This window comes from Rhizobium sp. CBN3, from assembly GCF_030518245.1.
GTDB lineage: Bacteria > Pseudomonadota > Alphaproteobacteria > Rhizobiales > Rhizobiaceae > Rhizobium > Rhizobium aethiopicum_A.
In genome coordinates this window covers 506,863-527,537 of sequence record NZ_JAULSE010000002.1, presented here as the reverse complement: position 1 = coordinate 527,537, position 20,675 = coordinate 506,863, and the positions used below count along the sequence as shown (strand labels likewise).

The 20,675-nt window shown below is 62.2% G+C and carries 22 protein-coding genes and 1 riboswitch; of the genes, 15 read left to right on the top strand and 7 right to left on the bottom strand.

Going from position 1 to position 20,675, the window contains the following annotated elements; genetic code table 11:
• Positions 1 to 5: 5 nt before the first annotated feature.
• Complete coding sequence (locus QWJ46_RS05230; protein WP_302749463.1) at positions 6 to 1,532, bottom strand: ABC transporter substrate-binding protein; 1,527 nt, start codon at positions 1,530 to 1,532, stop codon at positions 6 to 8.
• 218 nt (positions 1,533 to 1,750) lie between these two features.
• On the opposite strand from QWJ46_RS05230, the gene QWJ46_RS05225 reads away from it, so the two are divergent.
• The 12 genes from QWJ46_RS05225 to QWJ46_RS05170 all read left to right on the top strand — a co-directional run bounded on the left by QWJ46_RS05225 (position 1,751) and on the right by QWJ46_RS05170 (position 12,880).
• Positions 1,751 to 2,335 (top strand): DUF1349 domain-containing protein, encoded by a 585-nt coding sequence (locus QWJ46_RS05225; RefSeq protein ID WP_302749462.1) that lies wholly within the window; start codon positions 1,751 to 1,753, stop codon positions 2,333 to 2,335.
• 130 nt (positions 2,336 to 2,465) lie between these two features.
• Positions 2,466 to 2,562: riboswitch (TPP riboswitch) on the top strand.
• Between the two features lie 44 nt (positions 2,563 to 2,606).
• Positions 2,607 to 3,410 carry a hydroxyethylthiazole kinase gene (gene thiM / locus QWJ46_RS05220; protein ID WP_302749461.1) on the top strand — a complete coding sequence of 268 codons (804 nt, stop codon included), beginning with the start codon at positions 2,607 to 2,609 and terminating at the stop codon, positions 3,408 to 3,410.
• Entirely contained in the window at positions 3,407 to 4,042 is a 636-nt protein-coding gene (gene thiE, locus QWJ46_RS05215) for a thiamine phosphate synthase (RefSeq protein WP_302749460.1), read from the top strand. The genes thiM and thiE overlap by 4 nt, the downstream gene beginning before the upstream one ends.
• The gene (thiD, locus tag QWJ46_RS05210; protein WP_302749459.1) at positions 4,039 to 4,848 is read left to right on the top strand and encodes a bifunctional hydroxymethylpyrimidine kinase/phosphomethylpyrimidine kinase; all 810 of its coding nucleotides are present in this window, start codon (positions 4,039 to 4,041) and stop codon (positions 4,846 to 4,848) included. The genes thiE and thiD overlap by 4 nt, the downstream gene beginning before the upstream one ends.
• Before the next feature lie 456 nt (positions 4,849 to 5,304).
• Entirely contained in the window at positions 5,305 to 5,784 is a 480-nt protein-coding gene (locus QWJ46_RS05205; protein ID WP_184459072.1) for a GNAT family N-acetyltransferase, read from the top strand.
• 24 nt (positions 5,785 to 5,808) lie between these two features.
• Positions 5,809 to 6,831 carry a glycoside hydrolase family 3 N-terminal domain-containing protein gene (locus QWJ46_RS05200; RefSeq protein ID WP_302749458.1) on the top strand — a complete coding sequence of 341 codons (1,023 nt, stop codon included), beginning with the start codon at positions 5,809 to 5,811 and terminating at the stop codon, positions 6,829 to 6,831.
• Between the two features lie 43 nt (positions 6,832 to 6,874).
• Entirely contained in the window at positions 6,875 to 8,521 is a 1,647-nt protein-coding gene (locus QWJ46_RS05195; RefSeq protein WP_302749457.1) for an ABC transporter substrate-binding protein, read from the top strand.
• A gap of 57 nt (positions 8,522 to 8,578) precedes the next feature.
• A complete protein-coding gene (locus QWJ46_RS05190; protein WP_302749455.1) occupies positions 8,579 to 9,556 on the top strand; it encodes an ABC transporter permease in 978 nt (325 codons plus the stop codon).
• Between the two features lies 1 nt (position 9,557).
• Entirely contained in the window at positions 9,558 to 10,436 is an 879-nt protein-coding gene (locus QWJ46_RS05185; protein WP_302749454.1) for an ABC transporter permease, read from the top strand.
• Entirely contained in the window at positions 10,433 to 11,236 is an 804-nt protein-coding gene (locus tag QWJ46_RS05180; RefSeq protein ID WP_302749452.1) for an ABC transporter ATP-binding protein, read from the top strand. The genes QWJ46_RS05185 and QWJ46_RS05180 overlap by 4 nt, the downstream gene beginning before the upstream one ends.
• On the top strand, positions 11,233 to 12,132 hold the full coding sequence (locus tag QWJ46_RS05175) for an ABC transporter ATP-binding protein (RefSeq protein ID WP_302749451.1): 900 nt from the start codon (positions 11,233 to 11,235) through the stop codon (positions 12,130 to 12,132). Before QWJ46_RS05180 ends, QWJ46_RS05175 begins: the two co-directional genes overlap by 4 nt.
• Positions 12,133 to 12,202: 70 nt before the next feature.
• Positions 12,203 to 12,880, top strand: coding sequence for a spermidine synthase (locus QWJ46_RS05170; protein WP_302749450.1), 678 nt, complete (start codon positions 12,203 to 12,205; stop codon positions 12,878 to 12,880).
• Positions 12,881 to 12,887: 7 nt separating this feature from the next.
• Here QWJ46_RS05170 and QWJ46_RS05165 read toward each other — a convergent pair whose 3' ends face one another.
• The 3 genes from QWJ46_RS05165 to QWJ46_RS05155 form a co-directional block, all read right to left on the bottom strand.
• Positions 12,888 to 13,682 (bottom strand): HpcH/HpaI aldolase/citrate lyase family protein, encoded by a 795-nt coding sequence (locus QWJ46_RS05165; protein ID WP_302749448.1) that lies wholly within the window; start codon positions 13,680 to 13,682, stop codon positions 12,888 to 12,890.
• Between the two features lie 63 nt (positions 13,683 to 13,745).
• Entirely contained in the window at positions 13,746 to 13,946 is a 201-nt protein-coding gene (locus QWJ46_RS05160) for a hypothetical protein (RefSeq protein ID WP_302749446.1), read from the bottom strand.
• A gap of 88 nt (positions 13,947 to 14,034) precedes the next feature.
• Positions 14,035 to 14,943 carry a LysR family transcriptional regulator gene (locus QWJ46_RS05155; protein ID WP_302749444.1) on the bottom strand — a complete coding sequence of 303 codons (909 nt, stop codon included), beginning with the start codon at positions 14,941 to 14,943 and terminating at the stop codon, positions 14,035 to 14,037.
• A 95-nt stretch (positions 14,944 to 15,038) separates the two neighbouring features.
• Here QWJ46_RS05155 and betC point away from each other — a divergent pair, with 95 nt between their 5' ends.
• Positions 15,039 to 16,553: a choline-sulfatase gene (gene betC, locus QWJ46_RS05150; RefSeq protein WP_302749442.1), complete on the top strand. Its 1,515-nt coding sequence runs from the start codon at positions 15,039 to 15,041 to the stop codon at positions 16,551 to 16,553.
• An 18-nt stretch (positions 16,554 to 16,571) separates the two neighbouring features.
• On the opposite strand, the gene QWJ46_RS05145 is transcribed toward betC, so the two are convergent.
• Both QWJ46_RS05145 and QWJ46_RS05140 read right to left on the bottom strand, forming a co-directional pair.
• A complete protein-coding gene (locus QWJ46_RS05145) occupies positions 16,572 to 17,432 on the bottom strand; it encodes a sugar phosphate isomerase/epimerase (protein ID WP_302749440.1) in 861 nt (286 codons plus the stop codon).
• Positions 17,433 to 17,497: 65 nt separating this feature from the next.
• Positions 17,498 to 18,868, bottom strand: coding sequence for an amidase (locus QWJ46_RS05140; protein ID WP_302749439.1), 1,371 nt, complete (start codon positions 18,866 to 18,868; stop codon positions 17,498 to 17,500).
• Between the two features lie 271 nt (positions 18,869 to 19,139).
• On the opposite strand from QWJ46_RS05140, the gene QWJ46_RS05135 reads away from it, so the two are divergent.
• Complete coding sequence (locus tag QWJ46_RS05135; protein ID WP_302749532.1) at positions 19,140 to 19,418, top strand: hypothetical protein; 279 nt, start codon at positions 19,140 to 19,142, stop codon at positions 19,416 to 19,418.
• A gap of 108 nt (positions 19,419 to 19,526) precedes the next feature.
• Positions 19,527 to 19,964, top strand: coding sequence for a DUF1810 domain-containing protein (locus QWJ46_RS05130; protein WP_184459058.1), 438 nt, complete (start codon positions 19,527 to 19,529; stop codon positions 19,962 to 19,964).
• Between the two features lie 39 nt (positions 19,965 to 20,003).
• On the opposite strand, the gene QWJ46_RS05125 is transcribed toward QWJ46_RS05130, so the two are convergent.
• On the bottom strand, positions 20,004 to 20,507 hold the full coding sequence (locus QWJ46_RS05125) for a hypothetical protein (RefSeq protein WP_302749530.1): 504 nt from the start codon (positions 20,505 to 20,507) through the stop codon (positions 20,004 to 20,006).
• Between the last annotated feature and the right edge of the window lie 168 nt (positions 20,508 to 20,675).

Below are 20,675 nucleotides of genomic sequence, written 5' to 3'. Positions count from 1 at the left end.
GATGCTTACTTCTTGATCGAGGCGTTCCAGAAATACGGCCACGGAGCCGGATCGACGCCTTCGAGCTTGACCGATTTTGCCGAGACGGCGTTGAAATCGCCGATCTTCATGAAGGGCGCGTCGGCATAGACGGCCTTCTGAACATCGGCCCAGAGCGCGACGCGCTTCTTCGGATCGACCTCGGAGGTGAAGGCATCGACGGCCGCCTTGCGGGCCGGCGTGTCCCACCAGCCGGGCGAACTCGTCGAGAGCGACCCGATGAGCGCCGGCTCGGGAAGGAAGGGGCTGTGGGTGATGTAGATATCCCAGAGCTTCGGATCGGTGCGGCGCTGCGTCAGCGTCGCCCAGTCCACCACCTGCATATCGACGGTGAAGCCGGCAAGCTTCAGATATTCGGCGGCGACCTGCGCCATCTTGTAGTGGAACTCGTATTGACGGCTGGTCAGGATGCGGATCGGCTCGCCATTGTATCCCGCCTTCTTGGCGGCAGCCGCCGCCCCTTCCGGATCGGCGACATTATAGGCGCCCTCGACGCCGGCATCGGTCGACCAGGCAAAGGTCTTGGGATAGATGGCGCCATCGAGCGCATAGAAATCCTTGCTGCCGAAGGCGGCCGCCAGCATGTCTTCCATGCTGAGCGCTTGGCGGATCGCCTTGCGAACTTCGACATTTCCGGCAACACCTTCCTTCGTGTTGAAGACGAAGACCGGATAACCGAAGGGCTTCAGCATCACCGGCTGCGAGGCCGTCGAAGCCTTCAGCTTGTCGTAGGATTCGACCGGGATCGAGTCGACATAATCATACTGACCCGAGATGGCGGCCTCGACCCGGGTGTTCGGATCCGGTACCGGCACGAAGCGGATTTCATCGAGATATTGATGACGGGCGCCGCCATAACCATTGCTGTCGCCCTCGCGGGACTTATAGCCGTCGAAGCGGACGAGCTGGATATACTGGTCGGCCTTGCGCTCCTTCAGCATATAGGGACCGGTGCCGATGAATTCCTTCATCGGCTCGTCCTGCTTTTCGGAAGGGATGATGATCGCCGCCGAATTGTTGAAGGCGAGCAACGAGGTCAGCGGCGCATAGGGCTGTTTCAGCGTGATGGTGACCGTCGAAGCATCGCCAGCCGTGATCTTGTCGATGAAGCCGGCCACCTGCTTGCCGCGCGAGGCGATCTTCATCCAGCGGCTAAGCGAGGCGACGACATCCTCCGAGGTCATGTCTGTATTGTCGTGGAACTTGATGCCGGTCCTGAGCTTGATCGTATAGGTTTTGCCGTCGGCGCTGATCTCGGGCAAGCTCTCAGCCAGAAGCGGCGTGACGTTCCAGCTCTTGTCGAAAGTGTAGAGCGTTTCGAAAATATGCTGCGTGACGATGCCGACGAGATCGGCCGTCGACGACATCGGATCGAGCGTCGGCGGCTCGCCGATGGTGGCGACATTGATGACGCCGCCCTTCTCCTGGGCAAGGAGGGTCGAAGGCAGGGCGACAAGCGCGGTGCCGAGCAGGAATGCGACTAGTGTTTTCATGTGAGGGCTCCCGATTCAGTTCCACAATTATGTAATTCATCTTTTTGTTACAGAATAAGAGTTGGAACTATCGTGTCAAGCCGAAGCCGCGGATTATGTCCGCGACAGAGGCCGGAAGCACAACATCGCCGGCCGAGACTGGTCGCCTGCGCGAAGGTCGCGCATTATGCCGATATGAAGAATCGGCAGCGTCAGGACGTCAATAAAGGGAGGATCGAATGAGCATCGACTTCAACCAGGGACGATGGCTGAATGAGCCGGCCAGCTGGCACGCCGACGGAACCGGCCTGACGATGACGACAGGCGAGAAGACCGATTTCTGGCGCGAAACCTATTACGGCTTCGCCCGCGACAGCGGCCACTTCCTCGCCTTCCCCACCGGCGACAGCTTTACCGCACAGATCCGCGTCGAGGGCGAATTCCGCACGCTCTACGACCAGGCCGGCCTGATGGTCCGCATCGACGAGAAACGCTGGGTAAAGACCGGCGTCGAATTCACCGACGGCGAAGCCTTCCTCAGCACCGTCGTCACCGACGGCCGGTCCGACTGGTCGGTATCGCAGCCCTTCAAGGAACTCGAGGATTTCCGCATCCGCGTCACCGTCGCCAATGGCGCCATGCGCATCCAGGCCTCCCGCGACGGCCGCCGCTGGCCACTATTGCGGCTGGCGCCCTTCCAGGCTGCTGACCGCTACGAGGTTGGGCCGGCTGCCTGCACGCCGGAGCGTAGTGGGCTGATTGTGCGGTTTTCGGAGTTTTCGATTGCGGATGCGATTACGACGGAGCTTCATGATTTGAATTAGCCGGATGCGATCGGGATAGCATACCCGGAAGCACAAGCAGCGACGTTCAAGCCTAATGCGCTGCCGCAAGGAGTACCGGACATTCATTTTCGGAGTGACAGCCGCGCCCTTCTCTGCGAAAAAGAGCACGATTGAGAGACAGGGGCGTTCGTCGAAAGACGGGCTGAGAAGAACCCTTCGAACCTGAACCGGATAATGCCGGCGGAGGGAGTCGCTCGGGGCCTCGCCGTGAGAGGCGCCCCCCGCGCCGCCCCCGCCTGAAAGGGGCGCCATGCAAAGCAAGATCACGTCGGGAGCCATGCTGAAGGCGATGCGCGAAAAGCCGCCGCTCGTCCAGTGCATCACCAATTATGTCGCCATGAACATCGCGGCCAATGTTCTGCTTGCGTCGGGTGCTTCGCCCGCCATGGTGCATGCCGCTGAAGAAGCCGGTGAATTCGCCGGCATCGCGAATGCATTGACCATCAACATCGGCACGCTTTCGACGCAATGGATCGAAGGCATGCAGACGGCGGCGAAGGCCGCCAACGCAGCCGGCAAGCCATGGGTGCTCGATCCGGTCGCGCATTACGCGACGGCCTTCCGCCGCGCAGCGGTCGCCGATCTCCTGGCGCTCAAGCCGACGATCATCCGCGGCAACGCGTCCGAGATCATCGCGGTTGCCGGCGGAGAGAGCCGCGGTCAGGGCGTCGACAGCCGCGACCCGGTCGAACAGGCGGAGGATTCGGCACGGCGGCTGGCGGAGCGGCAGCAAGCCATCGTTGCCGTCACCGGCGCGGTGGATTTCGTCACCGACGGGAAAAGAGCCGTGCGCGTTGCGGGCGGATCGGCCCTGATGCCGCAGGTCACCGCGCTCGGTTGCTCGCTTACCTGCCTCGTCGGCGCCTTTGCCGCGACCGCGCCCGAGGATATCTTCGGCGCGACTGTCGCCGCGCTTGCGACCTTCGCCGTCGCCGGCGAAGATGCGGCGCTGGGTGCCGCCGGCCCGGGCTCCTTCTCCTGGCGCTTCCTCGATGCGCTGGCTGCGATCGACGCCGAAACGCTCGATGCCAGGGCAAGGGTATCGGTCGCATGAAGCACTTCGACCTTTCGCTCTATCTCGTTCTCGATCCCGATCTCTGCGCCGAGATCGGCATGATCGAGACCGCGCGCCTTGCCGTTGCCGGCGGCGCGACGATGGTGCAACTGCGCGACAAACATGCGGGCACGACCAGAATGATCGAGACCGGCCGAGCCTTGAAACAGGCGCTTGCGGGAACCGGCGCGCTGCTTATCGTCAATGACGATGTCGAGGCGGCGATCGCCATCGGCGCGGACGGCCTGCATATTGGCCAGGAGGACATGGATGCGCGCACGGCACGGACGATGATCGGCTCGGACATGATCCTCGGCCTCTCGGTCGAGACCGCCCAGCTTGCCGGCGCCGTCGATCCCCGTCTCGTCGATTATACCGGCGTCGGACCGGTCTTTGCGACACCGACCAAGGCCGACCACAAGCAGCCGATCGGTTTCGATGGCCTTGCGATGCTGGTGAAATCCTCACCGGTGCCGTCGGTCGCCATCGGCGGCCTCAAGGCCGAGCATGTGGCGCAGGTGTTCACAGCCGGCGCCAGGGGGCTTGCCGTCGTCTCCGCCATCTGCGGCACGCCAGACCCAGAGGCGGCCACGCGCCGCATCGCCGCAAACATCCGAAAGGTCCGCCCATGATCCGCAATGTTCTCTCCATCGCCGGCTCCGATCCATCCGGCGGCGCCGGCATCCAGGCCGATCTCAAGGCTTTTTCCGCCCGCGGCGTCTATGGCATGGCGGTGCTGACGGCGCTGACGGCACAGAACACGCAAGGCGTCAGCGGCGTGCATCTGGTGCCGCCGCAATTCGTCGCCGACCAGATCAATGCCGTCTTTGCCGATGTACGCGTCGACGCCGTCAAGATCGGCATGATCGCCAATGCCGGGATTGCGGAGGCCGTCGCCGCAGCCCTTACTGACCGGCGCCGCATTCCCATCGTCATCGATCCCGTCATGATCGCCAAGGGGGGCGCTGCCCTGCTCGCGCCGGAGGCGGTGGACGTGTTGACCCGCCGGTTGCTGCCGCTCGCAACGCTTCTGACCCCGAACCTGCCCGAAGCCGCGGCCCTGTTGCACCAGCCGGTTGCGACCAGTCGCGATGAGATGGCGGCCCAGGCCGAACAGTTGCGCGCGCTCGGTCCCGCTGCCGTTCTGGTCAAGGGCGGCCATCTCGACAGCAACGAAAGCCCGGACGTGCTTGCCACGGCCGACGGCCTGCACTGGTTCGAAGCCCGACGCGTGCCGACAAAAAACACCCATGGCACAGGCTGCACGCTCTCCAGCGCGCTGGCGGCCGAGCTCGCCAAAGGCGCCTCGGCGCAACAGGCGGTCGCCATCGCGAAGGATTATCTCGCTGATGCAGTCGCGGCCGCCGGAAAGCTCAGCGTCGGCTCCGGCCACGGTCCGGTGCAGCATTTCCACGCGCTTTGGAAAGACGGCGACTGAAGGTTCGTTAGGCGGGCATTTGCGAGGCACTAAGATCACATTCGGCCCCTGACATCGCCGTTGCCACTCCTCGGGCTGCCGCCGCCGACCGGGCCGAGCCACCATCCAAGCCCCCTCCCCAACCCCTCCCCACAAGGGGGAGGGGCTTGAATGCCGCACCCATTGTTTTCCATTTCGCCGTCTCATCCGCAGAGGCTGATGTCTGCTGCAGTTGGCGCGGCGCGTTAGCCCCTCCCCCTTGTGGGGAGGGGTTGGGGACGGGTCTTTTCAGACGAAAGAGACTTTGTCAGCGCCTTGAAACGTTCGGCGCCCGCCCTGCGTTGAAGCCCGCGTCACCGCAACAGACGGTTCCTAATCGAATTCAAAAACCTTGTTGACAAGTGTCGTTATATGGCCAAGTCTATAACACTAAAAGGGGATACATTCCGCAATAACGGAATACCGGGAGGATGACAGGTGCCAGACCTGCTTGTAAGCTTATATTCCACTGAGCTCGCTGACCTGAAGCAGAAAGCCGATCATGTCGGCGTCTCCATCCGTCCGGCTCTTCCTCCGGAACTGCACCTCATCGTCAACTGGGTTCGCGAACAATTCAGCGAGAACTGGGCGAGCGAGGTTTCCGTCGCCTTCTCCCGCCAGCCCGTCGCCTGTCTGATCGCCGTCGAAGGCGGCAAGCTGCTCGGCTTTGCCTGTTACGACACGACGGCCCGCGGCTTCTTCGGCCCGACCGGCGTCGGTCCTGAAGCGCGCGGCAAGGGTATCGGGCTCGCGCTGTTTTCCGCCTGCCTGCAGACCATGAAAACAACAGGCCACGCCTATGCCTTCATCGGCGATGCCGGCCCCGTCGATTTCTACGCCAGGACGGCGGGCGCAATCGTCATCCCCGCCCCCGACAGGGGTATTTACGAAGGCCTGCTGAGAAGCGCGCCGAAATGACCATCTGATCCCGGAGCTCCAGAATTGTCCTCGACCCCGCTCGCCCTTTTCGTCGGCCTTCCCCACCCCACGATTTCGGATGATGAATTCGCTCTCTTCCGCGAGACCAATCCGCTCGGCCTCTTCGTCGGCCGGCGCAATCAGCGCGAGCCGGAGCAGACGAAACGGTTGATCGAACGCTTCCGCGAAGCCGTCGGCCGTGACGATGCGCCCGTCTTCACCGATCAGGAAGGCGGCCGCGTCCAGCATCTCGACGCCGGTCCCTGGCCGCTCTTCCGCAGCTTCGGCCAGTTCGCCGAGCTTGCTCACCGCGATTTCGATCTCGGCAAAAAAGCACTGCGCCTGTCCTCTCAGGCCATGGGCGCGATGATGACGGAACTCGGTCTTTCGAGCGGCTGCTCGCCCGTTCTCGATCTCGTCTTCGAGACGACGAGCGCGGTCATCGGCGCCCGCTCCTTCGGCCCCGATCCGGATGTCATCGCCGCCCTCGGCCGCGAGGTCGTCGACGGACTGCTCGAGACCAGCAACATGCCCGTCATGAAGCACATTCCCGGCCATGGCCGCGCGACTCTCGACTCCCACAAGGAGCGCCCGGTGGTCGACGCCAGCCGCCAGACGCTCATCGCCACCGATTTCAAGCCTTTCCTGGCGTTGAAGGATACGCCCTGGGCCATGGTCGCCCATGTCGTTTATTCGGCCTACGACGCCGAGCTGCCGGCGTCGATCTCGCCTGTCATGCACGACGTGATCCGCAACGACATGGGCTATGACGGCGTGCTGATCTCCGACTGCATTTTCATGGAGTCGCTCTCGGGCACGCTGCCGGAGCGCGTTGCCCAAGTGCTCGACGCAGGCTTCGACATCGCCCTCCACAGCCACGGCGACGTCAGGGAAAGCGAAGCCGCCGCCAAGGCCGCGCGCCCGCTGACGGATACTGCCCTGAAGCGGATCGCTGCCGGAAAGGCCCGCCTCGGCAATCTGAAGATCGATTTCCGCGCCGCCCATGCCGAAGTCGAAGACATGTTTGCAAGCGTGCCGGTCTCCTGACCAGCAGATTATTTCTCACCGCATAAGAAAAGGGGAATAGAACATGAAAAAATATCTTCTTGCAGCCGCAGCACTGACGTTGCTTTCCGGATCTGCGATGGCGCAGACCGTCCTGACCGCGAACATCGAACCGGCGACCACCTGGGTTCGCAACTTCAACCCGTTCAACCAGACCTCGGCGCGTCAGTCGACACTCGACTTCATCTACGAGCCGCTGGTTATTTTCAACCGCTTCGACAGCAACAAGCCGGTCTATCGCCTGGCCGAAAGCTTCAAGCTCTCCGACGACCTGAAGAGTATCGATTTCAAGCTGCGCCCGAACCTCAAATGGTCGGACGGCAAGCCGTTGACTGCAGCCGACGCCAAGTTCACCTATGATTACCTGAAGAAGTTCCCGGCGCTCGACTTCGTCAGCATCTGGACCTTCGTCACCGACGTGCAAGCCGTCGACGGTCAGACGGTGCGCTTCACGCTCGCCAACCCGAGCTCGCTTGCCGCCGAGCAGATCTCGCAGCTGCCGATCGTTCCCGAACATGTCTGGAAGGACGTCGCAGATCCCGTCACCTTCACCAACGAGACCCCGGTCGGCAGCGGTCCGCTGACTGAGGTACCGCGCTTCACCGGCCAGACCTATGACCAGTGCCGCAACCCGAATTACTGGGACAACGCTCATCTGAAGGTTGATTGCATTCGCTTCCCTCAGCTTGCCGACAACAACCAGATCCTGACGGCAACCGCCGACGGCACGCTCGACTGGGGTGTCTCCTTCATTCCCGACATCGACAATGTCTATGTCTCCAAGGATCCGGCGCACTTTCACTACTGGTATTCGCCGAGCAGCATGGTCGCCTTCCTGTTCAACCTGGAAACGGCAAACGAAAACAACAAGAAGGCCTTCAACGACGTGAAGTTCCGCCGCGCCGTCGGCATGGCGCTCGACCGCAAGACGATGATCGACGTCGCCGGCTACGGCTACCCGACACTCAACGAAGACCCCGGCCTGATGGGCGATCTCTACAAGAGCTGGGCGGATCCGTCCGTGAAAACAGACTTCGGCAAATACGCGACCTATGACGCCGACGCCGCCAAGGCGCTGCTCGACGAGGCCGGCTACAAGGACAAGGACGGCGACGGCTTCCGCGACAATCCCGACGGCAGCAAGATCTCCTTCTCCATCATCGTCCCGAACTCCTGGACGGACTGGGTCGACACGGTCAACATCGCCGTCGAAGGCATGCAGGCGGTCGGCATCAACGCCAAGATCGAAACGCCCGAGGAGGCCGTCTGGACCGGCAACCTCATCAGCGGCAAGTTCGATGCGGCGATCAACAGCCTGCCGGCATCGGCCTCGCCCTACTATCCCTACAAGCGCGCCTTCAGCGCCTCGGACAAGGGCAAGACCCGCTTCACCGCGCAGCGCTGGTTCAACCCCGATGTCGAGAAACTCGTCACCGAGTTCACTCAGACCGCCGACCTTGCCACGCAGAAAGAGGTGATGAACAAGGCGCAGCGCATCGTCGCCGAAAACATGCCGATGATTCCAGTCTTCAACAATCCGAACTGGTATCAGTACAACACCAAGCGCTTCACCGGCTGGTCGACCAAGGAAAACCCCTTCGTCAATCCGTCGATCTCACGCACGAATCCGGCACGCCTGCTGAACCTGCTCGCCCTGGAACCTGTGAAGTAAAGCATCATGGTCTCGGGAGCGGTCTTGAAACGCCGCTCTCGTCACGACGGAGTTCCCATGGCTTTCCTGCTTCGCCGCCTCGTCTTCTATATGGCAGCCTTCATCGCGGCAGCGACGATCAATTTCTTTCTGCCCCGGCTGATGCCGGGCGATCCCGTGCAGATCATGTTCTCAAGCGCCGGCACCGAATTGCCGCCGGAAAGCCTGCAGGCGCTGAAGCTCACCTTCGGCTTCGTCGACGGACCGCTCTGGCAGCAGTATCTCACCTATCTTGGCAGCATCTTCACCGGCGATCTCGGCCGCTCGATCAAATATTTCCCGCTGCCGGTGACCTCGGTGCTCGGTCATGCCCTCGTCTGGACCGTTGGCCTGATGGGAACGGCCACCATCATCAGCTTCGCGCTCGGCACCTTGCTCGGCATCGTCGCCGCCTGGCGCCGCGGCAGCAGGTTCGATGTCGTCGTCTCGGTCGGGGCGATCTTCGCGACCTCGGTGCCGGCTGTGGTGACGTCGCTGATCGTGCTCTTCATTTTCGGTTTCACGCTCGGCTGGTTCCCGAACGGCTATGCCGCCGATCCTTCGCTCGATCCGGCCTTCAGCCTGCAATACATCGGCAGCGTCGCCTATCACGGCATCCTGCCGATGGTGACGCTCTGCACAGTGCTGATCGGCGGCTTCACCGTCACTATGCGCAACAACATGATCAATCTGCTCGGCGAAGACTATATTGTCATGGCCCGCGCCAAGGGCCTTTCCGACCGGCACGTGATGCTGTGGTATGCGGCGCGCAACGCTCTGCTGCCGACCGTTTCCAGCCTGGCGATCGCCATCGGCACCATCCTCGGCGGTTCGCTGGTGACCGAAGTCGTCTACAACTATCCCGGCCTCGGCAACATTCTCTATCAGGCGATCCTCGCCCGCGATTATCCCGTCATCCAGGGCCAACTCTTGATCATGACCGCGACCATGCTGATCGCCAATTTCATCGTCGACGTCAGCTATATCTTGCTCGACCCGCGGCTGAAGGGAGCATGAGATGAAAAGCCTGCTTCGAAACCGCAAGGCTCTTGTCGGCCTCATCATCATCGCTTTCATCGTCGTCGTCGCGATCGCAGCGCCGCTGCTGACGCAATACGATCCCGCCGCCCGCACCGGCAGGCCGCACCAGCCGCCGTCGCTCGACCATCTGCTCGGCACCACCCGCATCGGCCAGGATGTCTTCGCCCGGCTGCTCTACGGCGCCCGCACCTCACTTGCCGTCGGCTTCGGCGCCGGGCTGCTGATCACCCTCGCCGGCACCGCGCTCGGCATTATCGCCGGCTATCGCGGCGGCAAGACCGACGAAGTCATCAGCTTCTTCACCAATATGGTGCTGGTTGTTCCCAACCTGCCGCTGCTGCTCGTGCTCGCGGCCTTCATCGGTCAGGCAAGCCCCGTCGTCATCGCCCTCATCCTCGGCGCCACTTCCTGGGCCTGGGGCGCGCGCGTCACCCGCGCCGAGACGCTTTCCGTCAAGCACAAGGATTTCGTCAAATCCGCCGAAATGATGGGCGAGCCGCAATGGCGCATCATGACATTCGAGATCTTCCCCAACGTGATCTCGATCGTCGGCATCAATTTCATCGGCAGCGTCATCTTCGCCATCATCACCGAGGCGACGCTGGAATTCTTGGGGCTCGGCGATCCCAAAGCGGTCTCCTGGGGCACGATGCTCTACAATGCCCAGAAGGCCTCCGCCCTTTCGGTCGGCGCCTGGTGGGATATCCTCACCCCGTGCTTCGCGCTCGCCTTCCTCGGCATCGGCATGTCGCTGCTAAATTTCGCCGTTGACGAGATCGCCAATCCGAGGCTGCGCACCGGCAATCATCTGAAGCGCTGGTCGCTGCTCGTCCGTTCCGGGGAGGGCCGCCTGTGACGCAGCCGCTGCTCTCCGTCAGGAACCTTTCCATCGACTATATCGGCGAGGAGAAGGATTTCCGCGCCGTCGACGATGTCAGCTTCGATGTCGCACCGGGCGAAGTCTTCGGCCTTGCCGGCGAATCCGGCTGCGGCAAGAGCACCATCGCCTTTGCCATCAGCCGGCTGCACAAGCCGCCGGCGCTGATCCGCAAGGAAAGCCGCATCCTGCTCGACGGCCGAGACGTGCTCGGCCTCGACCAGCAGGCGCTCAGCGCGTTCCGTTGGCGCGAGGTCGCCATGGTTTTCCAGAGCGCGATGAACTCGCTGAACCCGGTGCTGCGCATCGAGACGCAATTTTATGACGTGCTGCGCACCCATAAGAACATGAGCCGCGCACAAGCCCGCGAGCGCACCGCCGAGATGCTGAAGCTGGTCGATATCGCGCCTGACCGCATGCGCGACTATCCGCACCAGTTTTCCGGCGGCATGCGCCAGCGCATCGTCATTGCCATCTGCATGGCGCTCGACCCGAAACTCGTCGTCATGGACGAGCCGACGACAGCGCTCGACGTCGTCGTCCAGCGCGAGATCCTGCAGCGCATCAATGAGCTGCGCCGCAGCTTCGGCTTCTCTGTTCTGTTCATCACTCACGATCTCGGGCTGATGGTGCAGTTCTGCGACCGCATCGGCATCATGCTCGCAGGCAAGCTTGTCGAGCAGAACGATGCCAGCGCAATCTACAAGACGCCGCAGCACGCCTACACGAAAAAGCTCTGGGCCTCCTTCCCCTCGCTTCATGGAGGTGCGCTGCTATGAGCGATGCCATCCTCGCCCTCGACAAGGTGAGCAAGACCTTCGGCCACGGCACATCCGCCGTCCATGCCGCCCGCTCGATCTCCTTTTCGCTGCATGCCGGCCGGGCATTGGCGCTCGTCGGCGAATCCGGCAGCGGCAAGACCACCTGCGCGCGCATGGCGATGCGCGAGTATCAGCCGACATCAGGGCAGATCCTTTACAAGGGCCGCCCCGTCGAGGCGGCGAAATCCGACGAGATCGCCCGCTATCGCCGATCGGTGCAGATGATCTTCCAGGATCCCTTCGCCTCGCTGAACCCTGCCCACACCATCGCCCACCACCTCCGGCGGCCGCTGAAGCTGCATCGACCGGAGATCAAAGGCGCAGCGGTCGACGTGACCGTCCGCGAACTGCTGCAGCGCGTCAGGCTCGATCCGGATCTCGTCGCGCCGAGATATCCGCACGAACTCTCCGGCGGCCAGCGGCAGCGTGTCAACATCGCCCGTGCCTTGGCCGTCAGACCGGCGGTGATCGTGGCGGACGAACCGACCTCGATGCTTGACGTCTCGGTGCGGCTTGGCGTCTTGAATCTGTTGAACGAAATGAAGCAGGAGATGAATCTCGGGCTGCTCTACATCACGCATGACATTGCCACCGCTCGCTATGTCGCCGAGGACATTGCCGTGATGTATGCCGGCCAGATCGTCGAATGGGGCAGCACCGCTGCGGTGATCGACAATCCGGTGCACCCCTATACCAGGCTGCTGCTTTCGGCCGTCCCCGATCCCGATGTCCGCTTCGACGATCCGAAGGCGCGCTTGATGCCCGACAAGGTCGACGATATCCGCCGTCGTTCCGCCGCACCGCAGGACGAGATCGTCGAAGTGGAGCCGGATCATTTCGCGCGGATGATCTGAGGCCGCCTTGCTGGCCTCACCCTTCGCCCTATGCTAGGGGACGGTTCCTTTCATGTGAGACGAAACGGTCATGCTGCCCTGGATCCAGCTCGATTCCGCGACCATTCCCGGTGAAGACGGCGAACTCAGGCTGAAGCGGCGCGGCAGCGAATTCTCGATCATGCTCGGCGCCAACGAGTTGATGAACAGCCGCCTCAGCGGCTCGGAGGAAGCGCTGGCGACCCTCTCCTGGGAGCGGATCAAGGCGCATCCGAAGCCCAGAATCCTGATCGGCGGCCTCGGCATGGGTTTTACCCTGCGTGCCGCCCTCGCCGTCCTTCCCGCAGATGCCGGCGTCACCGTGGCCGAACTCGTGCCGGCCGTCGTCGCCTGGGCGCGCGGACCCATGGCCGAGGTCTTCAAGGGCTGTCTGGACGACCCGCGCGTCCTCATCCACCAAGGCGATGTCGGTGAAGCAATCCGTGCCGGCAAAGCTGCCTATGATGCCATCCTGCTCGATGTCGATAACGGGCCGGACGGCCTGACCCGCAAATCCAATGATCGGCTCTACGATTTTAACGGCCTTCGCGCCGCCCGCGACGCGCTTCGCCCCGGCGGCGTGCTCGCCGTCTGGTCGTCGGGCCCCGATTCCGATTTCACGCGGCGGCTCAAGGACAGCGGTTTCTCCGTCGACGTCGTCAATACCCGCGCCAACCGCAAGCGCGGCGCCCGCCACGTCATCTGGCTGGCCGTCAAACCGGCCCGCTGAGACGAGCTCAGCCGCCGGAAGCGATCCTGCGGGCGGCATTGATGGCGCGGCGGGCGCCGGCGCGCAGTTGCACGGTCTCCGCACCGGCGATGACCAGATCGAAGCCGAACTTCAGCAGCTCGCCGGCCCGCTCGCCGTCGCCGGCATAGGCACAGGCGAACTTTCCGTGGGCGCGGCAGCGCGAAACGGCATGCTGCATGGCGCTGTCGATTTCGGCGGCGTTCGGCGCTACCTGATCGCCGTTCGACAGCGCAATCGAAAGGTCGGCTGGCCCGACGAAGATGCCGTCGATACCGGTCACGCCGAGAATGCCGTCGATCGCGTCGAGAGCGGCGCGGGTTTCGACCATGGCGATGGCGACGGTGAGTTCGTTGGCGTTCTTGAGGTAGGCGTCGGCAGAGAGGCCGGTATGGTTCAGCGCCAAGGACGGCCCCCAGCTGCGCTCGCCGAGGGGCGGATATTTCGTCGTCCGGACCAGAGCGCGCGCGTCCTCGGCCGAATTGATCATCGGCGCGATGATGCCGGAGGCGCCGGCATCGAGCAGCCGCGAGGCGGAGGCGAAATCGCCGACGGGAATGCGGGCGATGGCCGGCTTGCCGGCAAGACGCGTCTGAGCGACGGCGTTTGCCGCCGACTGCATGTCCCACATGCCATGCTGCATATCCAGCACGACGGCATCGAAAGCTTCCTGCGCCAAATGGTTGACGAGCATTGCGTCGGGGATGCCGACCCAGGCGGAAATCATGCCGCCCTGGTGCTTCCTGATCCGGTCCGCAAAGCCATCGATGTCAGCTGCGCTCATGCCATTCTCCTCATTTCGACAGGCCGTCATCCGGCCGGATTGCCGCCAAGCGGCGGCAGCAGTTTATCCTCTGCGACGCCGCCGTGAGATGATGACGATCACGACGATGCCCGCTGCCGCCAATATGGCGCCCCAGAGCATCCAGATCGGTTGGGCGACCATGAAACTGGACGCCGGATAGGGAAAATAGCCGCTTCCCTGCCCGATCCAGATCAGCCCGAACAGAACCATAAGCAGTCCGATGACATATCCGATCGTTCGCATGTTTCAGCCACCTTCTTCTTGGATTCGATCCCACAATGTCGATCGCCATTGCCGATGACAAGGCTTCTCCCGAGGAGAAATGCAACCGCTACTCACCATTTCTCTTCACCTCATCCGATAGCCAGGCGCTGAGCCTCTCGCTGTGGACGTTCGGGGAGCGCGGCGGCACCAGCCAATAACCGCGGTCGGGCGCCTCCAGCGGCGGGCCGGCTTGCAGCAGCATGTGCGCGGAAAGAAGCGTATCGACGAGCCCCATCCAGCCGATCGCCACACCCTGCTCACTGAGAGCGGCCTGGATGACCAGGGAGTATGTATTGAAACTGATATCGCCGCGGCCGGCATTGATGTCGCGTGGGACGGAGAATTCAGCAAAATATGTGCGCCAGTCGAACCAGGGCGATGGCAGCGGCGCGTCGAGATGGATCAGCCTCGCCTTGGCAAGCTGTCTCGGATCATCGAAGGGGCCGTTGCGATCGAGGAACCCGCGTGTGCAAACGGGCACGATCCGTTCTGGCAACAGTAGCGTACCAACGGCGCCGAATTCCCCGCGCGTGCCAAAAACCACCGCAACGTCGGATTCGTCGCGAAATCCGGCTGCAAGCCGCTGCGTCGCGACGATCTGCATATCCGTTTCCGGGTGCAGAAGGCGAAAACCATCCATGCGCGGGATCAGCCAAAGTGCCGAGAAGGCATAGTCGGTCCTGAGCCTGACAACCGGCCTTTGAGCTTCGGCGCGGAAACTGCGGGCGAGTGCGTCGATGTCGCCGACCGCTTTTGCGGTCACCTCAAGAAGCCGCTCTCCCTCCGCGGTCAGTTCGACGCCCCGATGTTGGCGGCGCAGCAGGTTGACGCCGAACTGCTCTTCCAGCCGGCGGATTTGGTAGCTGACGGCTGGCTGGCTCAACCCGAGAAGCGCTGCCGCCGCGGAAAAGCTCCCGAGCCGCGCTACCTCGACGAAGAGCCGCATCCATCCGAGCTCTGGCGTCCGTTCTGACATAAAAATCCTTTTGGTCATATATCGAAAAAAGCTGCCTTTACAGGGGCGATATTAGACGCTTCAATAAAATCTTCAAATAGCAAAAGGCAATTCACATGGCGCGCTCGAATATCCTCATCCTGATGGTGGATCAGCTGAACGGGACCTTCTTTCCCGATGGCCCTGCCGACTTTCTTCACGCGCCGCATCTGAAATCGCTGGCCAAGCGCTCGGTGCGTTTTGCCAATACCTATACGGCAAGCCCGCTCTGCGCGCCGGCGCGGGCCTCCTTCATGTCCGGGCAATTGCCAAGCCGGACGCGCGTCTATGACAATGCGGCCGAATTTGCCTCCGATATCCCGACCTATGCCCACCATTTGCGCGCGGCCGGATACCAGACGGCGCTATCAGGCAAGATGCATTTCGTCGGTCCCGACCAGTTGCATGGCTTCGAAGAGCGCCTGACGACGGATATCTATCCGGCCGATTTCGGCTGGACACCCGACTACACCAAGCCAGGCGAGCGCATCGACTGGTGGTACCACAATCTCGGCTCGGTCACCGGCGCCGGCGTGGCCGAAATCACCAACCAGATGGAATATGACGACGAGGTCGCCTATCACGCCACGCGGAAACTCTACGACCTCTCGCGTGGCCATGACGAGCGCCCCTGGTGCCTGACCGTCAGCTTCACCCATCCGCACGACCCCTATGTCGCGCGCCGCAAGTTCTGGGACCTCTATGAGGATTGTCCGGCCCTTGACCCGGCGGTTGCGCCGATCGCCTATGAACAGCAGGATCCGCATTCGCAGCGTCTGATGAAGGCCTGCGACCACGATGCTTTCGACATCAGCCCGGAAGAGATCAGGCGGGCAAGACGCGGCTATTTCGCCAATATCTCCTATGTCGATGAAAAGATCGGCGAGATTCTCGACGTGCTGGAACGCAGCCGCATGGCCGACAACACGATCATCCTCTTCGTGTCCGACCATGGCGACATGCTCGGCGATCGCGGTCTCTGGTTCAAGATGAACTTCTTCGAAGGTTCGGCTCGCGTTCCGCTGATGATCGCGGCACCAGGCTGGAAGCCGAAGCGCATCGACCAGCCCGTCTCCACTCTCGACGTGACGCCGACACTCGCCGGCCTCGTCGGCATCGATATCGCCTCACTGAAACCGTGGACCGAGGGCTGGGATCTCGCAGCGCTTGCCGAGGGCAGCGGCAGCCGCGGCCCGGTGCCGATGGAATATGCCGCGGAAGGGTCCGAAGCGCCGCTCGTCTGCCTCAGGGACGGGCGCTACAAGCTCTCGCTCTGCGAAAAGGATCCGCCATTGCTGTTCGACCTCGAGGCCGATCCGCAAGAACTCGACAACCTGGCGGCCGACTCGGCGCATGCCGGCACTTTGGCGCGGCTGGTCGAACAGGCCAGCCGGCGCTGGAACCTTTCCGATTTCGACGCGGCCGTGCGCGAAAGCCAGGCGCGCCGCTGGGTGGTCTACGCAGCGCTTCGCAACGGCGCCTATTATCCCTGGGATTATCAGCCGCTGCAGAAAGCCTCGGAGCGCTACATGCGCAATCACATGGATCTGAACGTGCTGGAGGAAAGCCAGAGATTCCCGCGTCAGGAATGAGCGCGAAGTCCTTGGGATTCAAGCCGTCCTGCGCGCCGGCGCCTCGCGCAGGAAACCCTCGATGAATTGTTTTTGAAGCAGGATGCCGTCCCATTCATCGGCGAAGAACGGCGAGTCGTAAATCAGCGTGAAGGGACCGTCGTAGCCGGCCTGCTCGCACATCTCCAGGCACTTGCGGTAATCCTCGGCATCGAGACCCGCAGCGTTATAGTCCGCCTTGGCGTGGCAGATTTCCGCCCGGCGCATGATATCGGCGAGGCCCCGATATTTTTCTGGCGCCGCCCAGTTGCCGAGATCGCCGTTGAGCCCGACCTTGCCGTCCAGCCGGTCCAGCAGCCAGTTCATCTCGACAGGCGACGGCAGCAGATCGAACCAGTTTTCGACGACGATACGCACATTACTGCCTTCCGCCTTGTCGGCCAGCCAGCCAAGATGACCGGCGGCGCGGGCAAGGTTTTCCGGCGTCGGCTTCTGCTTGCCGGCGATGACGCGCATCCTTTGCGCCCCGAGTGTCGCTGCGATATCGATCCACTCTGCCATCCATCTGACATCGCGTTCGGCCGTTTCGGGATGGCTTGGATCGCCGTCTTCGACGAGCAGCGTCTGCAACAGCACGTTCGACGATGCCATCGCCTCGCTGAGTTCAGTTAGGTAAGCGGCATCAAGGCTCGGCAGATGGAAGGAACAGACTTCCAGCCGGTGGATATCGCGCGCAGCGAGCGCCGCCGGCACGTCGATCAGTGCCGCACCGCCGGGGCCGTAGGGCTCTTTCGGCGCCGCGCTCTTGCCGGGGTCGGGGCTATAGCCATAAACGGCGCCGAGCAGCCGATGCAGCGACCAGGTCGAAACCGCGAAGCGTCCGTTCTGCAAGACTTGCACGTGCTTTCCTCCAGGATTTCCTCGTCCATCAATGGCAATAAACACCGGGCGGTCAATTGCCAATTTCAGACGAAATCGCCGCGGACCGCCGCCTCGGCCGCAAGTGCTGCTCCCAGCAGCGCCTCGTCGCGACCTGCGGTCGCCGAAAGCAGCAGACCGACCGGCATGCCTGCTGCGCCCGTGCCGCAGGGGATGGAAACGCCGCACCAGTCGAGGAAATTGCCGAGCGCGGTATTGCGCAGCGTCTTGTTATTCGCAGCGAAGAAGAGTTCGTCATCCTCTTCCAGCGGCGCGATCGGCGGAGCGACATGGGCGACCGTGGGAAAGGCGATCAGACGATTGCCAACGAGGAGGTCGGTATCGGCGATCAGGCGGCTGCGCGCCTGCAGCATCGCGATGTAATCGGGCGCCGTCGTCCTGCTTCCCAAGCGGGTGCGCATGACGACGCGATGGTCCATACTGTCTGCGTCCGGTCCCGCCAATCGCTCCTGGTGAAGGGCGAAAGCCTCCGCCGTCACCAGTGGACCATACCTGGTCATCAGATCGAAGATTTCGCTGAAGGCGGGAACGACGGTGCGGGAAACAGAGGCGCCGGCGCTTTGAAGACGTTCCAAAGCCATCTCGAAAGCAGCGACGACGCCCGGTTCCGCCGAATCGAAAACGACATTTTCGGGCACGAGCAATTCCAGCCCCAGCAGCGGCCGCTCGGCGACATCGGGCGCGGTCAGGCCGCGCATCGCCGCATCGATCCACACCGCATCCCTGACGCTGCGGCAGAGCGGTCCCAGCGAATCGAGGCTCTTTGCCAGCGGATAGACGCCGTCCATCGCATGACGGCCGGATGTCGCCTTGTAGCCGACGATCCCGTTGAAGGCGGCGGGAATGCGCACCGACCCGCCGGTATCCGTGCCCATCGCCACCGGCACCAGCCCGGCTGCGACGGCAACACCGGCGCCGGAGGAGGAGCCGCCGGGGATGCGCGGGAGATCAGCACCGCGCGGATTGACCGGCGTGCCGTAATGCGGATTGATGCCAAGGCCGGAAAAGGCAAATTCGCTCATATTGGTGCGGCCGATGGCGACCATGCCAGCCTGACTGAGGAGACCGACGACCGCCGCATCGCGAATGGCGGGCGCGTCGGCGGCCAGGACGACGGACCCTGCCGTCGTTGGCAGGCCCTCGATATCGAAAAGATCCTTCCAGGCAATCGGAACGCCATCCAACAAACCGAGCGAGCGCCCTTCCCGCAAACGTTTGGAGGAGGCCCGCGCCTCCTCCATCGCCCGGCCTTCGAGCAGCGTGGTGAAGACCGCCTTGTCGGCAAAATCCGCGATGGATTCGAATACCGTTTCGGCGACATCGACCGGATCGGCGACACCGCCTTGGATGAGGAGGGAAAGCTGGGCGACAGACATCGCACCGAAGGATTTGCTCATGGGACGGTCCTGATGAGAGATGCCGCCTAGGACTAACCCGGATCATTCGAGCGGGCCAGAGCCTCACGATCTTTTGCATTTATTGGTACGAATTTTTGAACACTGAGTTTGAATATTGCCCCTTCAATTAACGTGATTGAAGACACACATGCATGCACGCATGGCGAGCCGGTTCGGCACGAGGGTGAGAGTTTACTCTTCGACCAGCTCGCAATGTGTTCCAGGAGTAATAAAAATGACAGATTGTAAAAATTTAAGCCGTCGTCAGGACATGGTGACTCTCCACGTGAAAGAGGACGAAACTGCCGGTCCAGGCGAGCGCGACTATGTGGAACATGTCAGTGCTCAGAAGCTTTCCGGTTTCGAGCGCATCGTCGTGGTCGTAGCGTTGGTTGTCTTGAGCTTTGTTGGTTTTGCCGCATATTCGTCCAGCGAGACGGATCCGGTGACGACATCGGCCATTGCCGCCACATCAGGCGATAACACGCCGCACCATCAGCCTTACGGCCATTGCCGTGATAGCAGTCCCTATGCTGAACGGGTCTGCTGACAGAAAGCCGACTACCCCGGGCGACATTGTTCGCCCAGGAGAGAGGTTTCTTCGCCGGGCATGGGACTTCTGGCTCAGGCTGCGTTGACAGCAAAAGGGGAAAGAACCGTGGCCGGCAAGATCGATTACAATCTCGAACGTTTCGTCAATGCGCAAAACGGCGTCTACGAGCAGGCGCTTTCCGAGCTGAAGGCCGGACGGAAAACCTCTCATTGGATGTGGTTCATCTTCCCGCAGATCGCTGGTCTCGGCACTTCTGCAATGGCGGAAAAATATGCCATACGTTCGGCCGGGGAAGCCGCCGCCTATCTCGCCGATCCCACGCTCTCAAGCCGGCTGCTGCGCTGCGTCGAGGCGATTTTATCGATCGACGGCCGATCGGCTCATGACATCCTCGGCTCGCCTGATGATCTCAAGCTGCGCTCATCGATGACCTTGTTTGCCGCGATCAGCGATCACGGCTCGCCCTTCCACCGGGCGATCGACCGTTTTTATCAAGGAAAATTCGACGAGCGGACGATCGAGATCCTCAGCGCCAAGGACTAAGCGGAGTTGGTGAAGGATATGCGCCGCCAAGTTTTTCTCTCAGGCCGACATTGTGCGCTTGATGATTGTTACATGGCAGCAAATGCAAGCCAAAAGCACCGATATGAAAAGGACATTCCCAAGCGGCGAGTAGGATAGCGGCAGGAACGACCAGTCGCTTGGCTGAAGCTGAGGGATCGCAAAGTCGGCAAGGCCGGCTTGCGCCACTGCTGCCCGCCCCACAGTCAGACCGGTCGCGATCAGCGCGATATGGGCATGGATGAAGCCCGACCGGTAGTGTCTTTGCGGCTGCAGGGCCACGCGAATCCCAAAAACCGATGCAAGCATCAACAGGACCGTGGCGCTCCAAATTCCGATGCCAGGTACCGTCAAAAGCAGATAGATGGGTTCGCGCATGACCGGAAGTATCGTCATGTGCAACCACCAGGCGGACGCACTCGAAGGGTGGCTGTCCAAGAGTGGCATGCTGAGAAGGAAGATCGATGCGATCGCATAGGCCAGCGATGGCCCAAGTCGCATCAGCGTGAAAATAGCGATCCGCATGCGGCGTTCCATCCTTTGACCTGGCGAGCAGGGTAGGCGACGTTGATTAATTTTCTACTCTGAGAATCACCGGGCACATGAATGCCTACCCCGAATAGTTGGGGTTTCTCGCCCACGGCGCAAGCCGGCGAAGGCACGCCTCTGTCGCCTTTTTTGTGAGTATCTGCT

Coding starts and splice junctions, on each gene's coding strand:
- QWJ46_RS05155 (WP_302749444.1), bottom strand. CDS start 14,943: ATGTCAGAACGGACGCCAGAGCTCGGATGGATGCGGCTCTTCGTCGAG.
- QWJ46_RS05230 (WP_302749463.1), bottom strand. CDS start 1,532: ATGAAAACACTAGTCGCATTCCTGCTCGGCACCGCGCTTGTCGCCCTG.
- QWJ46_RS05135 (WP_302749532.1), top strand. CDS start 19,140: ATGGTGACTCTCCACGTGAAAGAGGACGAAACTGCCGGTCCAGGCGAG.
- QWJ46_RS05195 (WP_302749457.1), top strand. CDS start 6,875: ATGAAAAAATATCTTCTTGCAGCCGCAGCACTGACGTTGCTTTCCGGA.
- QWJ46_RS05165 (WP_302749448.1), bottom strand. CDS start 13,682: ATGAGCGCAGCTGACATCGATGGCTTTGCGGACCGGATCAGGAAGCAC.
- betC (WP_302749442.1), top strand. CDS start 15,039: ATGGCGCGCTCGAATATCCTCATCCTGATGGTGGATCAGCTGAACGGG.
- QWJ46_RS05170 (WP_302749450.1), top strand. CDS start 12,203: ATGCTGCCCTGGATCCAGCTCGATTCCGCGACCATTCCCGGTGAAGAC.
- thiM (WP_302749461.1), top strand. CDS start 2,607: ATGCAAAGCAAGATCACGTCGGGAGCCATGCTGAAGGCGATGCGCGAA.
- thiE (WP_302749460.1), top strand. CDS start 3,407: ATGAAGCACTTCGACCTTTCGCTCTATCTCGTTCTCGATCCCGATCTC.
- QWJ46_RS05190 (WP_302749455.1), top strand. CDS start 8,579: ATGGCTTTCCTGCTTCGCCGCCTCGTCTTCTATATGGCAGCCTTCATC.
- QWJ46_RS05185 (WP_302749454.1), top strand. CDS start 9,558: ATGAAAAGCCTGCTTCGAAACCGCAAGGCTCTTGTCGGCCTCATCATC.
- QWJ46_RS05225 (WP_302749462.1), top strand. CDS start 1,751: ATGAGCATCGACTTCAACCAGGGACGATGGCTGAATGAGCCGGCCAGC.
- QWJ46_RS05160 (WP_302749446.1), bottom strand. CDS start 13,946: ATGCGAACGATCGGATATGTCATCGGACTGCTTATGGTTCTGTTCGGG.
- QWJ46_RS05175 (WP_302749451.1), top strand. CDS start 11,233: ATGAGCGATGCCATCCTCGCCCTCGACAAGGTGAGCAAGACCTTCGGC.
- QWJ46_RS05125 (WP_302749530.1), bottom strand. CDS start 20,507: ATGCGGATCGCTATTTTCACGCTGATGCGACTTGGGCCATCGCTGGCC.
- QWJ46_RS05140 (WP_302749439.1), bottom strand. CDS start 18,868: ATGAGCAAATCCTTCGGTGCGATGTCTGTCGCCCAGCTTTCCCTCCTC.
- thiD (WP_302749459.1), top strand. CDS start 4,039: ATGATCCGCAATGTTCTCTCCATCGCCGGCTCCGATCCATCCGGCGGC.